The sequence below is a fragment of the Streptomyces odontotermitis genome (assembly GCF_050510915.1).
Lineage (GTDB): Bacteria > Actinomycetota > Actinomycetes > Streptomycetales > Streptomycetaceae > Streptomyces.
This window is the reverse complement of sequence record NZ_JBNJLS010000006.1, coordinates 375,717-387,715: the sequence shown is the minus strand read 5'-3', so window position 1 is coordinate 387,715 and position 11,999 is coordinate 375,717. Positions and strand designations below refer to the sequence as shown.

Annotated in this window: 13 protein-coding genes; 6 read left to right on the top strand and 7 right to left on the bottom strand. The window is 71.4% G+C overall.

Going from position 1 to position 11,999, the window contains the following annotated elements; translation table 11 throughout:
* Positions 1 to 472: 472 nt before the first annotated feature.
* From ACQB60_RS20480 to ACQB60_RS20470, 3 genes are all read right to left on the bottom strand, one after another.
* Positions 473 to 2,140, bottom strand: a complete 1,668-nt coding sequence (locus ACQB60_RS20480; RefSeq protein WP_496927451.1) for a PucR family transcriptional regulator — start codon at positions 2,138 to 2,140, stop codon at positions 473 to 475.
* A gap of 154 nt (positions 2,141 to 2,294) precedes the next feature.
* Positions 2,295 to 2,804, bottom strand: coding sequence for a DUF3291 domain-containing protein (locus ACQB60_RS20475; RefSeq protein WP_496927563.1), 510 nt, complete (start codon positions 2,802 to 2,804; stop codon positions 2,295 to 2,297).
* 106 nt (positions 2,805 to 2,910) lie between these two features.
* The gene (locus tag ACQB60_RS20470) at positions 2,911 to 3,594 is read right to left on the bottom strand and encodes a helix-turn-helix transcriptional regulator (protein WP_496927450.1); all 684 of its coding nucleotides are present in this window, start codon (positions 3,592 to 3,594) and stop codon (positions 2,911 to 2,913) included.
* Positions 3,595 to 3,715: 121 nt separating this feature from the next.
* Between ACQB60_RS20470 and ACQB60_RS20465 the strand changes: the two genes are divergently transcribed.
* The 3 genes from ACQB60_RS20465 (at position 3,716) to ACQB60_RS20455 (ending at position 5,665) form a co-directional block, all read left to right on the top strand.
* On the top strand, positions 3,716 to 4,435 hold the full coding sequence (locus ACQB60_RS20465) for a Clp protease N-terminal domain-containing protein (protein ID WP_496927449.1): 720 nt from the start codon (positions 3,716 to 3,718) through the stop codon (positions 4,433 to 4,435).
* A gap of 279 nt (positions 4,436 to 4,714) precedes the next feature.
* Positions 4,715 to 5,044 carry a 5-carboxymethyl-2-hydroxymuconate Delta-isomerase gene (locus tag ACQB60_RS20460; protein ID WP_496927448.1) on the top strand — a complete coding sequence of 110 codons (330 nt, stop codon included), beginning with the start codon at positions 4,715 to 4,717 and terminating at the stop codon, positions 5,042 to 5,044.
* A gap of 204 nt (positions 5,045 to 5,248) precedes the next feature.
* Entirely contained in the window at positions 5,249 to 5,665 is a 417-nt protein-coding gene (locus tag ACQB60_RS20455) for a hypothetical protein (RefSeq protein ID WP_496927447.1), read from the top strand.
* Between the two features lie 21 nt (positions 5,666 to 5,686).
* On the opposite strand, the gene ACQB60_RS20450 is transcribed toward ACQB60_RS20455, so the two are convergent.
* Together ACQB60_RS20450 and ACQB60_RS20445 are read right to left on the bottom strand one after the other, a co-directional pair.
* Positions 5,687 to 6,226: a hypothetical protein gene (locus tag ACQB60_RS20450; RefSeq protein ID WP_496927446.1), complete on the bottom strand. Its 540-nt coding sequence runs from the start codon at positions 6,224 to 6,226 to the stop codon at positions 5,687 to 5,689.
* A 25-nt stretch (positions 6,227 to 6,251) separates the two neighbouring features.
* Positions 6,252 to 7,442 (bottom strand): MFS transporter, encoded by a 1,191-nt coding sequence (locus ACQB60_RS20445; RefSeq protein WP_496927445.1) that lies wholly within the window; start codon positions 7,440 to 7,442, stop codon positions 6,252 to 6,254.
* 207 nt (positions 7,443 to 7,649) lie between these two features.
* On the opposite strand from ACQB60_RS20445, the gene ACQB60_RS20440 reads away from it, so the two are divergent.
* Positions 7,650 to 8,318, top strand: coding sequence for a DNA alkylation repair protein (locus tag ACQB60_RS20440; RefSeq protein WP_496927444.1), 669 nt, complete (start codon positions 7,650 to 7,652; stop codon positions 8,316 to 8,318).
* 70 nt (positions 8,319 to 8,388) lie between these two features.
* On the opposite strand, the gene ACQB60_RS20435 is transcribed toward ACQB60_RS20440, so the two are convergent.
* The gene (locus tag ACQB60_RS20435; RefSeq protein WP_496927443.1) at positions 8,389 to 8,817 is read right to left on the bottom strand and encodes a MarR family winged helix-turn-helix transcriptional regulator; all 429 of its coding nucleotides are present in this window, start codon (positions 8,815 to 8,817) and stop codon (positions 8,389 to 8,391) included.
* A 196-nt stretch (positions 8,818 to 9,013) separates the two neighbouring features.
* Here ACQB60_RS20435 and eno point away from each other — a divergent pair, with 196 nt between their 5' ends.
* Both eno and ACQB60_RS20425 read left to right on the top strand, forming a co-directional pair.
* A complete protein-coding gene (gene eno / locus ACQB60_RS20430; RefSeq protein ID WP_496927442.1) occupies positions 9,014 to 10,300 on the top strand; it encodes a phosphopyruvate hydratase in 1,287 nt (428 codons plus the stop codon).
* Positions 10,297 to 10,608, top strand: a complete 312-nt coding sequence (locus ACQB60_RS20425) for a hypothetical protein (protein WP_496927441.1) — start codon at positions 10,297 to 10,299, stop codon at positions 10,606 to 10,608. The genes eno and ACQB60_RS20425 overlap by 4 nt, the downstream gene beginning before the upstream one ends.
* A 424-nt stretch (positions 10,609 to 11,032) precedes the next feature.
* Here the strand turns inward: ACQB60_RS20425 and ACQB60_RS20420 are convergent, their stop codons facing one another.
* The gene (locus ACQB60_RS20420; RefSeq protein WP_496927440.1) at positions 11,033 to 11,935 is read right to left on the bottom strand and encodes a hypothetical protein; all 903 of its coding nucleotides are present in this window, start codon (positions 11,933 to 11,935) and stop codon (positions 11,033 to 11,035) included.
* Between the last annotated feature and the right edge of the window lie 64 nt (positions 11,936 to 11,999).

The following is an 11,999-nucleotide window of genomic DNA, read 5'->3' as shown; positions in this document are numbered from 1 at the left end:
GCGGGCCCTCCGTGGGCGATCCGTGGATCGAGCCGTACGCAAGGGGATCCGGTGAGGCGGAACGGGACGACGAAGCGGACTCGGCGCCCCCCTCGTGTCCGCCCGGCCATCCGCTGGACCGCGATGGCCTCGCTCACCCGCGCGTTGCCGGCCTGGCCCTGGAGCGCCAGGTGGCCCGCCAAGTGCGACGAAATCGCCGCCTCCGGCCGGGATCCCGGCGGGGTTCCTTCCCGTCCCGCGCCACGGGCACGGGGGGGGGCTGCCCGGCCCCTGACGCGTGCGCCCCGACCGCTCACCACGTTCGGACCTGTCCTGCATAGCAACGCTCCCCGGCCGACCCCACTGAGAACGTCTCGGGGCGACGGGTACGACGGGTACGACGGGTGCGACGGGTGCGACGGGCCCGGCCGAAGCGTCCGTCGATCTCGTCACCAAGACGAAGACGATCCACAAAGCGAAGTTGACGCCCCGTTCACCCCTCTTCCGGCGGTGAGTCACTTCCGTTCACCCGCGACCTCGCCCTCCTGCCCGAAAGGGCCCGGCCCGCCGCCTTGTCCGCTGCCCTGACGGCCCCCTGCTCCGCCAGAACCCTCAACTGCAGCCACAGCACCAGCCGTTCGTCGGCGTCGTCGAGGTCGATGCCGAGCTGTGCGCCGATCTGCTTGAGGCGGTAGCGGCAGGTGTTGGGGTGCACGGAGAGCTGCCTGGCGGCGCTCGCCACGTCGCAGCCCGTGCCGAACCAGGCCGTCAGGGTGCGGGCGTACTCGGTGCCGTACTCGGCGTCCGCGTCCAGCACCCGCTGCCAGGCGCCCGCCCTCAACTCCCCGCGCTCGCGCATCACATCGGCCAGCCGCAGCAGCGTCACCCGTGGCCGTATCTCGTCGACTCCGGCCACCGGCAGGGCGTCGTCCAGCAGCCGCAGCACCGTATCCGCGTCCGCGCGCGAGTCCGTCACCCCGTCGCGGCAGGGCACCACCGCGCCGAGCGCGGCCCGTACGGGCACCCGCAGCGACGGCCCGGCCCGGCCCACGATGTCCTCGGCCAGCTGCCGGTGCCGCCGGTCGGCCGTCGTGCGCGCCTCCGATCCGTCCGCCCCGCCGCACGCTTCAGGGGCGGGCAGCAGCGCGTACACCACTCCGTCCAGGAGTACGCAGGCGTGCCGTCCGTAGCGGGCGTCGCACTGCAGTCGTACGAGGTCCAGGAGGCGCAGCGAGGTCCGCTCGGCGTCGGGCACGCCGGCCGCGGAGTGCAGCGCGAAGGCGGCCACCCGGACCGCGTCCCAGCCCAGCCGGTGCGCCGCCGTCGCCGCGCCGGCCGAGCCGTCCAGCAACCGGCGCAGCAGGTCGGTGTTCTGATGCCGGGTCAGTTCCTGGGTGGCGCGGCGGCGCAGCAGGAGCAGCGCGGCCGTGGACACGCCCTGGGCCAGGGTCTGTTCGGCGTCGGGGGCGAGGGTGCCGGTGTCGACCACCCAGATCGAGCCGAGGGGTTCGCCGCCGGCCCGCACCGCGCAGGCAAGGCGGGGCAGGTCGGCCGGAGTGAGCGGGGGCAGCCGCACCGGTGCGGGCGCGGCGAACACCTGCCGGACCTGCTCCGAGTTGTCCACGCTGCCCGGGACTTGCAGACCGAGGATGCCCTGGCGGCGGTCCTCGTCGACCGGCTGGCCCGGCACGGTGGAGTAGGCCAGGATCCGCTGGCGCGGGTCCTCCACGGAGGTCGCGCCACCGGTCGCCGCCGCGATCGCGTCGGCCAGCGCGAACAGGTCCCCGAGTCCGGCGCCCTGCGCGGAGCGGGCGTCGACGGCCGAGGCCAGCATCAGGTGGACGTGGTGCCAGGCGGTGTCCTCGCCGACCGTCAGGAGCGCCACGCCGTGCGCCTCGGCCTCGGCGACCGGCCCGCCCGGGCCCCGCACCACGACTCCGGTCATGCCCGCCCCGGCCGCGGCCCGTACGAGCGGACCGGCTTCGGCGGCCCGCACGCCGACCGCGAGCAGCAGGGCCCCGGGCGCGTGGGGCAGCGGGGCGTGAGCGTCGTACAGGAGCACCTCACCGACCGGCGAAGCGGTTCCGGCGGAGGCGGTGTGGAGCCGCAGCGCCGGGCTGCCGACGACGTCGATCAAGTCGCCGAGCGTACAGACGTCCATGGGCCCGGGTGCTCCTCACTGCCTCGGCCCCCGGCCCGGCCTCACCGCCGTCCCGGGTCGGCTGCCACCGTGACAGCCACAAGGATGATGACGGTTGGGCCGCGGAGGTTCAGGCGGCTTCGAAGATCGGGGTACTCCCCATACCGCTACGCCGCTACACCGCTGCCGCGCTCTCCGTCGGCGGCGCGTCCTGGAGGTGGGCGGCGGATTCGGCCGCGGTGTACGAGGAGGCGAACGTGAACGCGCGCGGGGACGGTCCGTGCCCCCGCAGCTCCGCCAGCCGCTCCAGGGCCTCGCCGACGGTCGGGAGGTGACCTGCGGGCACCCACCAGAGCACCAGATGCGAGGTGACGTGCCGCTCGAAGAACTCGCGACGGCGCCGCATCACCTCCAAGTGCCCGCTGCGGTACGCGAAGTCCCACAGCGCCTCCTGGGTCTCCCACACCGAGAGGTTGACGATGACGTCCTCGCCCGCCGGGCGCAGACCGGTGGCGTCGGGTGCCCCGTCCTCCACGAGCCGCCACACGAAGCCGGGCGCGCCGTCGGCGGCGGCGTTGACCGGGTCGAGCATCTCGACGAACGGGGCCAGGCTCGGGTGGTCGAGGGGGTGGAGGAGCGTGGCGACGTTGAGTTGGGCGAGGTGGGCGGCGGGCGGGGCGGGCACGGAAGAAGCAGAGAGCGCGGAGGAAGCAGAGGACGCGGAGGAAGCGGAGGACGCCGAAGGCACGGATGCGGTCATGGCCTCATCCCAGCAGTCCCGCTTTTCTATGTCAACGGTCATTGTTTTTAGAGGCTTCGATCACGACACAGCACTCCCCCGGCCTGGCGTCCATGCGGGCGCGGACCGGGCCGTCCGTGCCGAGCAGCCCCTCCAGGAGTGCGAGGTTCATGCCGCAGACGAGCGGCGGGAAGCGTTCGGCGACGGCATGGAAGGGGCAGTTGCGCATGCGCACCGCAGGTGCGTCTTCGGCGTCGCCGGCGTCGTCGGCGCCCTCCATGTGCGGTTCATAGCCGCGGGCGGCCAGCACCTCCATCGCCTCGTCGAGGCCGCCGCAGGGCGCCGCCTCGCCGCGCAGTTCCTCGCCCCGGCGGCGCGCTGCCGCGCACAGCCCGGCGTCGAGACCGGCCTGTTCGGCGGCCTCCGCAAACAGCTCGGCGGCGGTGCGGTAGTCGCGGGCGGGCAGCGACACCGAGCGCTCGGCCCGCGCCCGCGTGTAGACCTTGGCGGGACGGCCCGCCCCCGGCCCCGAGCGCCCGGTCAGTCGGCGGCTGCCGCTCTCCAGCAGCCCGGCCTCGGTCAGCTTGTCCAGGTGATGGGCCGCGAGCGTGCGCGCGACCCCCGCCGCCTCGGCCGCTTCGTTGCGGCCGACCTCTCGGCCCTGTGCCGCCACGTACTCGTACAGGCGGCGCCGTACCGGATCCTGCAGCGCCGCGATCGCCTCGATGTCTTCCACCCGGACATTCTAGAAACAACGCAGATTGGACATAGAAAGGCGGGCGGCGGACCAACATCGACATCCGGAAAAGACGCAAGCACTTCTTGACAGTCTCGGATTGTCAAGGCGTACTTGCCTCATGGCTCTTCCGGACCTGGACGAACTCATTGCCGAAGTCGACCGGCGCTGCGACACCGCGCACCGCCCCGACGGACAAGAACAGCCCGACTGGCTCGCCCTGTTGACGGTCGCCGCGCAGCTCTCGGGCCAACTCCAGTCACTGGCAGACGACTTGGTCGAGGACTATGTGGAGCACTGCCGGATGCACGGCTCCTCGTGGACCGACATCGGCGCCGCGCTCGGCGTGACCCGGCAGGCGGTCCAGCAGCGCTTCCACGCGCCGCACAAGCGCTACAGCCCGGAGACGATGACCGAGGACCTGCGCCGGGCGATGGCGCACGTCAAGAAGGCGGCGGTGCAGCACCGCAACAACTACATCGGCACCGAGCACCTGCTCTGGGGCCTCACCGCGGAGGACAACAGCGCCACCCGGCTTCTGCAAGCGGCGGGCGTGGCGGTGGAGGCGGTCCACCGGGGCGTCGGCGACCGGCTGAGCATGGGTGCCTCCCAGGCGGCCGAGCGCATCGCGTGGACGCCCTACTCCCGTAAGGCGATCGCGCTCGCGGAGGCGCGGTCCGAGCGCGACGACGCCGAGGGCATCGACTGCCACCACCTGCTGATCGGCCTGGCCGAGGTGGGGCGCGGCGTGGCCGCCGACGTCCTGACCGGAGCCGGATGCGACCAGGCCGCCCTCGACGCCGTGCTCGCGGACACCGCCCACCCGGCCCAGCAGGCGTAACTGCGCTGCTGGCGTGGCCCGTTGATCTGGCTGATCGGGGGGGGGGAGAAGGCGGCACGTGGCATCGACGACGTTCAGCATCGACCATATCGAGGAGAACCTCGGAGCCGAACCCCTCCGCCTGCCCCGGCCCAGCGTGACCTTCTCGACGCCCTGCCCCAGGTGAGCGGGATGGGGCTCTGCGCCCGGTGCGGCGGGGCTCCCTCTCCCCCCCCGATGAGGCCGTACGGCAATATAGGTGCACCTGACACTTAACACTGCCGCACCGCCGAGGACCCCATGCCGCACATCACCGTCGACTACACGGCGACGCTCGACTTCGACCGCCGGGCGTTCATCGAGGAGCTCCATCCGATGGTGCGGGAGCAGTCCGCGACCCGCGGCGTGTGCAAGACCCTGTGCCGCGCGGTCGAGAGCCACAGCGACGGCCCCCACGCGTGCGTCGCACACGTCACGATCGGGCTCATGCCGGGCCGCACCGAGGCGGTGAAGGCCCGGCTCGCGGACGATGCGCTGGCGCTGCTCGGCAAGCACATCACCACCCCTGGAACCGTGACGTCCGCCGAGGTCCGGGACCTGCCCACGAGTTACCGCATCCACACGCCCTGAGAGTTCGGGGGCGGGACACGTCCCAGGACGTTGTCATGACTGGGGTTGTTTGCGCAGGTCATAACGGTGTACGTCCCAGATTGTCGTCATCTCGGCGGTGGTTGTGGTGGGGGTGCGGCGGTGGCGGTGAGCCTGGTGGTCATACGGGTCGCGGTGCCCCGGCGGCGCGGCGACCACGGTGATCCAAGGGGAGGAACAGAACTCATGGCGACTCAGACCCTTCGCCGGTCCCTCACGGCCGGTGTGCTGGCCGCGGGGCTCAGCCTCGGCCTGCTGTCGAGCGGTGCGCTCGCCGCGCCCGCCCACTCGACGGTGGCGCCGTCGTCGTCACCCGGGGCGGCCGGGGACGTGCACATCCAGAGCAAGGCGTCCACGACCCTGTACATCCAGGGGGCCAACGCCCGGGTGTGGAAGACCTGGTACCGCTACAGCGGTGGCGGCTACAAGGGACACTTCGGCGCGAGCCGGGTCAACGGCGCGGACGTCTACGCGCACATCTACTGGAACTCGGGCCGCTATCAGTTCAAGAAGCTGAAGCCCGGCAAGTCGTACGTCTACTACGGGGCCAAGAAGGTCCTGCTCCAGCTGTGCGGCGACTACGAGTGCTCAGGGAAGTGGTGACCCGGCGACGGCGCGACGGCGTCAGCCCTCGTCGTCCCTGACCTCCAACGCCCGTCTCGCCCGATCGACGAAGGCGAGATGGGCGTTGCGGAACTCCTGGTAGGCGGCGTCGTACTCGTGTCTGCGCTCGGGGTCGTCGTCGCCCATCAGCGCCTTGAGCAGCGACTGCACCCGGCGCGCCCGGTGCCTGACCTGCTCGGCGGCGGTGGACACCTCGGCGGGGCCGTCGAGCCGGACCTCGCGGAGCGCCTTGCTCATGTCGCCGATGACCGGGCCGATGCGCTCGTACATCTGCGCAAGGATGCGGTCCCTGTCGGCCCGGTCGCCCGCCGCGTCCACGGCGTCGATCTGCCAGACGACCTCGCTGAAGGCGTGCACGCAGGTCATCAACTCCCGGTAGGTGGAGCGGCGTCGGTCGCGCTGTTCCCGAACATCCTGTGCGCGCGCGATGGTTCGGGCCTGGGCCAGGGCCGCGCGCGAGGTCGCCCGCGCGGTGATGTAACTCGCTCCGAGCGCGGTCAGCGCGGTGAGGACGCCGACCCACAGTCCGCTGTTCGCCATGGGCGGAGATTGTGTCAGCCATGGGTCAGCCGTGGGTGGCCTCCAGGGCGAGAGGGGACTGGGCGGGCTCGCGGCGCAGCCACAGGGACCCCATGGCGCAGAGCACCGACAGCGAGACCAGGGCGATGCCGACCCATGGGGTCCAGTCGATGCCGACCAGGCTGATCACCGCACCGCCCAGCGCCGCGCCGAGGACCACGCCCAGGTGCATCGCCGAGGTGTTCAGGGCCACCCCGGCGCTGCCGCTGTCCGGGTCGCTGCCCAGCAGATAGCTCTGCACCGCAGGCGAGATCATCCAGCTGACGGTGGACCACACCATCAACGCGCCCAGCAGCAGCCACGGTTGCCCGACGGCGCGGGTGAGGGGGATCGCGAGCATGGCTGCGGCGAACAGCACCGGGACCACCACCAGCGCGCGGCGGTGGCCGATGCGGTCGCTGAGCCAGCCGCCGAGGTAGCCGCCGCCGATGGCCGCGGCGCCGGTCAGCAGCAGGGTCAGGGCGATGCTCCGGCTGTCGGTGATGCCCGCGACCTGCTCGAACCAGGGGGTGATGTAGGCGAACAGCGTGAAGTGGCCGCCCAGCAGCAGGATCGACACCAACTGCGCCAGGTTCAGGGCCGGGTCGCGCAGCTGGCGGCGGTACGCGGCGCCGTCGGCCGGGCTGTCCAGGGCGTGGCGCGGCAGGGCGAAGCGCAGCAGGGCGGCCAGCGGCAGCGAGTACAGGGCGATGGCGGCGAAGATCCAGCGCCAGCCGAACCACTCGTCGACCAGCACACCGGCCGGGACGCCGAACACCAGCGCACCGCTGATGCCCATGAAGATCAGCCCGATGGCGCGTCCGCGCTGTTCCTTCGGTGCCAGCTCCACCGCCAGCAGGCTGGACTGCATGATCAGCAGCCCGCTGCAGGCGGCCATGCCGATGCGCATCAGCAGCAGCGGAACGTAGCCGGGGCTCAGCGCGGCGCCCGCGTTGAACGCGGCGGACACCACCAGGGTGACCGCCAGGAGGCGGCGGCAGTCGGCGCCGCGGGTCAGCCAGCCGAGCAGGGGCGCGGCGACGGCGAAGCTCAGCGAGTACAGGCTGGTGAGCTGGCCCGCGAGGCTGAGCGAGACGTCGAGGTCGGCGGCGAGCGAGGGCAGGACGCCGGTGAGGATCGCCTCGGCGAGGCCGGCGGCGAACGTACAGAGGGTCAGCAGCAGGAGGCGAAGATCCACGGTGGCCCCGATTCCCGGTAGAGGGTTTCGGGCACAGGGCCTCGGTTATCCCGGCTGGATGGCGAAGAGACTCCGGAAGGTTAGGTGAATCGGAAACCGTGTACAAGCTCCGGGCACGGGCGGTCGGCCCCCGACGGCCACGTCCCGGCTTCCGGCTTAGGGTGGATGTCGCATGTCAGGGACCCGCGCGACGGACAGGAGGCGGCGGTGGCCGAGACGACTCTGGCCGAGGTGAGGGCCGAGCTGGCCGGGCTCGAGGACCCGAAGGCACGCGCGGTGAACGAGAAGCACGGTGACGATCACGGTGTGAACCTCACGAAGCTGCGCGCGATCGCCAAGCGGCTCAAGACGCAGCAGGACCTCGCCCGGGAACTCTGGGCGACAGGCGACAGCGCGGCACGACTCCTCGCGACCCTGATCTGCCGACCGAAGGAGTTCGGGCGGGACGAGCTGGACGGCATGCTGCGCGAGGCGCGCACGCCCAAGGTCCATGACTGGCTCGTCGTGAACGTGGCGAAGAAGAGCCCGTACGCCGAGGAGCTGCGCCTGGCGTGGACCGCCGACCCGGATCCGGTCGTCGCGAGCGCGGGCTGGGCGCTGACCACCGACCGCGTGCTGAAGAAGCCCCAGGGCCTCGACCTCGCGGGGCTGCTCGACGTCATCGAGGCGGAGCTGAAGGACGCCCCCGACCGGCTGCAGTGGGCGATGAACTACTGCCTGGCCCAGATCGGGGTCAAGCACGCCGAGCACCGCGCCCGAGCCCTCGCCATCGGTGAGCGCCTGCGGGTGTTCGAGGACTATCCGACTCCCCCGGGCTGCACGTCCCCGTACGCACCCACGTGGATCAACGAGATGGTGCGCCGCCAGGGCGAGTAGGACCTGGCCGGCGGGTTTTCGCCGGCTCTCCCCCTGACCGAGGCCAAGGGTTCGGCCCACACGACAGGCCCTAGTGCGCCGCGAGCCGCTCCACCAGTCCGATCCCCCGGGCCAGCAACTCCCGCTCCTCGCCCGTCAGTTCCGCCTCGATCGCCCGCGCGAGCCAGTCCGCCCGGCGCCCCCGCTCCTCCTCCAGGAGCTCCTGCCCCGCGGTGGAGAGCTCGACCAGGCTCTTGCGGCCGTCGGTGGGGTGCGCCCGGCGTGTGATGAGCCCCTGTTCCATGAGGAGTCCGACGGCTCGGGCCATGGACTGCGGGCGCACCCGCTGGTCGGCCGCCAGCTCGCTGGTCGTCATCGCGCCGCTGCGGTCCAGCGCACCGAGGACGGCCACCTGGCCGTGCGGCATCTGGTCCTCGAGCTTCACGCGCCGCGTGAGCTTTCCCATCGCGGTGCGCAGTTCGGCCGCGACGGTGGCGGATTCCGGAGTCGTCAGGGGCATACCGGATTTTAACGCAGCACTGCTGCTCAGACGCCCTGCGCAGCCGAGCTGTTCAGCAGAACTGTACAGCAACACTGAGTAGCAAAGCTAAACAGCACAACTGCACAGCATTGCTGTAGAGTTTTCCGTGCCGGGTTCAGCGCCACCGTCGCCGCAGCCGGACCCCGGCACGCATGCGACAACGGGAAGGGCTCCCATGACCGCCATCACCACCGTCACCGGCCGCCGCGTCCTCGACAGCAGGGGCAACCCCACCGTCGAAGTGGACGTGGAGCTGGCGGACGGATCCCTGGGCCGGGCCGCAGTCCCCTCCGGCGCCTCGACCGGCGCCCGCGAGGCCGTCGAACTCCGCGACGGGGACCCGGCCCGCTGGCACGGCAAGGGCGTCGACCAGGCCGTGCGCCACGTCAACACGGAGCTGGCAGCCGCCGTCACCGGGCGCGAGGCCGAGGACCAGGCGGGCCTCGACGCCGCGCTCGTCGCCGCGGACGGCACCCCCACCAAGTCCCGGCTCGGCGCCAACGCGATCCTCGGGGTCTCCCTGGCCACCGCCAAGGCCGCGGCCGCCGCCCACCGCCTGCCTCTCTACCGCTACCTCGGCGGCTCCGACGCCCGGCTGCTGCCCGTCCCGATGATGAACATCGTCAACGGGGGCGCGCACGCCGACAATCCGCTGGACTTCCAGGAGTTCATGATCGCCCCGATCGGCGCGGATACCTTCGCCGAGGCCGTGCGGATGGGGTCCGAGATCTTCCACACCCTGCGCCGCGACCTCCTCGCCGCCGGGCACTCCACGGGCGTGGGCGACGAGGGCGGCTTCGCGCCCTCCCTGCGCACCGCCGAAGAGGCCCTGGACTTCGTCGTGGCCGCCGTCGAGCGGACCGGGTACCGGCCGGGCACGGACATCGGCCTGGTCATGGACCCGGCGTCGTCCGAGTTCTTCCGCGACGGCGTCTACGACTACACGGGGGAAGGCGTACGGCGCACGCCCGCCGAGAACGCCGACTACCTGGCCAAGTTGATCGACGCCTACCCCATCGTGTCGATCGAGGACCCGATGGCCGAGGACGACCTGGCGGGCTGGCAGGAGCTGACCGCGCGGGTCGGTGCGCGCTGCCAGCTCACCGGTGACGACGTGTTCTGCACGAACGAGACCCTGCTGCGCGAGGGCATCGCCTCCGGTGTCGCCAACTCGGTCTTGGTGAAGGTCAATCAGATCGGCACCCTGACGGAGTCCCTGGCCACCGTGAACGCGGCCCACCGCGCGGGCTACACCGTCGTCATGTCGCACCGCTCGGGCGAGACGGAGGACACGACGATCGCGGACCTGGCGGTGGCCACGGGCTGCGGCCAGATCAAGACCGGATCCCTGTCCCGCTCCGACCGCACCGCCAAGTACAACCAACTCATCCGCATCGAGGAGCAGTTGGGCGACAGCGCCCGGTACGCGGGTGCGGAGGCGCTGCGTCTGCGGCGCTGGTGATCTGGTTCGGAGATCCTGTCGCAGTCGCGGCAGATGCGGCAGTAGCGGCAGGTGCGGTCGATGATCTGGTCTGCGGTCTTGGTCCGTCTGAAGGGCCTGGCATCGTCGTTCCAGACCTTGATCCACACGGGCGCCTGGTGGGCGGAGAGGTTGTCGCAGATGACGTGTACCGCCAGGCTCTTGTCGGTCTGACGGTCGATCTCGTCGAGGAAGTCGCGGAAGTCGCGGAAGTCGACGGCATTGGCCGGCGGGGCGAGGTAGAGGCCGACGACATCGCGGATCTTGTCGATCAGGAACGGGTCGGGTGAGATCTTGAAGGTCTCAGTCGACCACGGCTGCGGGCTGAATGCGTGCCAGATCCGCAGCACGCTCGCCGGCGAGATCCCCCACGACCTTGGCCAACTCCCGCTTCGACCAGTGCGTCCCGCCCTGTGGCGTCTGCTCCAGGGTGCGGACCCCGCCCGGAATCTCTGCCGACACCGAGTCGCGCGGCGACCACGGTGTTGTTCCAGCCCTCTGCGCACACCAGCACGGTGCGTGCGCGAACGGCCAGTCCCTGGGCGGTCGAGCGGCGCTTGGCCTAGCTCCCCAGCGTCAGCCGCTCGGCCTCAGCACAGCGCGAGCGCGCTACCCGCCGCAGCAGCACGCCGCAATCTGAAAGAAGGGACGCCTCATGTGGCGACCCCACGACCTCAGAACCAGATCACTGGTACGTCCTGCGAGGCGCCGTTCCTAGCGCATCAGCAGTCCCCGCATCCCCAGCCCGTAGTGCACGCGCAGCCGGTGCAGCTCCCACAGGCCCACCGCCGTGACGGAGAGCGGGGCACCCAGGATGAACACGTACCGGATCACCGTCGGCACGCCCTCGTGGGCGCCGGTGAAGATGTCGATCAGTGCCATCCCCCACGCCAACGCCATGATCAGCAGCGGCGGCACCGTCTCGTGGATGTCCGCGGTGCGGAACACGTGCTGGACGGCGAGTCCCACGCCCCAGACGACGAACGGCGTCACCCAGAAGAGGACGAAGAGGATGACCGCGAGCATGAGGCCCTTCGTCACGGTGAAGTGGCCCTCCACGAGGGGTTCCTCACCCTCGAAGAGCCCTGAGAGCACGATGATCGGGAAGACGGAGGCCGCCGCCATCATGGCCACGATCGCACCGAAGCACCGCCCCGCCCGGCGCAGCAGGTCCCGTCGCGCCGCCGGAGCGGCCAGGCCGTACAGGACGCCGACGACGACCGGGAGGGTAGCCGCCAGCACGAGGGCGCTGGTCCACGACTTGTCGACCTGCTCGTCCGCCGCATCGCTGAGCTTGGTGGAGAGCTTGTAGGCGTAGGACATCCACAGGAACGCGCCCACGCCGACCAGGGTCCTGATCTTCCGCATCCGCGCCACCTCAGGATCCGAGACGATGCCCGGCCGTGACGGGGTGAAGACCCTGCGCGCGGTGTGGATGGGTCCGATCCGCCGCCGCAGCCGGGTGATCGGCCCGCCCGGCGGCGGCACCGGCGGTCCCGGGTAGGGCGGCTGGGGCTGTGGCGGCACGTAGGGCTGGGGCGGATAGGGCTGCGGTGGCTGTGGCTGGTAGGGCTGCGGCCCCTGGGGCGGCTGTCCGCCCGGGTTCCAGTTGCTCATCGTTCGTCCCCCGATATGCGAGTGTGCGCCGCGATGGGCGCGATCACCGAGTGTATTGAGACAC

Coding starts and splice junctions, on each gene's coding strand:
- ACQB60_RS20420 (WP_496927440.1), bottom strand. CDS start 11,935: ATGAGCAACTGGAACCCGGGCGGACAGCCGCCCCAGGGGCCGCAGCCC.
- ACQB60_RS20450 (WP_496927446.1), bottom strand. CDS start 6,226: ATGGCGAACAGCGGACTGTGGGTCGGCGTCCTCACCGCGCTGACCGCG.
- eno (WP_496927442.1), top strand. CDS start 9,014: ATGACCGCCATCACCACCGTCACCGGCCGCCGCGTCCTCGACAGCAGG.
- ACQB60_RS20460 (WP_496927448.1), top strand. CDS start 4,715: ATGCCGCACATCACCGTCGACTACACGGCGACGCTCGACTTCGACCGC.
- ACQB60_RS20455 (WP_496927447.1), top strand. CDS start 5,249: ATGGCGACTCAGACCCTTCGCCGGTCCCTCACGGCCGGTGTGCTGGCC.
- ACQB60_RS20435 (WP_496927443.1), bottom strand. CDS start 8,817: ATGCCCCTGACGACTCCGGAATCCGCCACCGTCGCGGCCGAACTGCGC.
- ACQB60_RS20480 (WP_496927451.1), bottom strand. CDS start 2,140: ATGGACGTCTGTACGCTCGGCGACTTGATCGACGTCGTCGGCAGCCCG.
- ACQB60_RS20465 (WP_496927449.1), top strand. CDS start 3,716: ATGGCTCTTCCGGACCTGGACGAACTCATTGCCGAAGTCGACCGGCGC.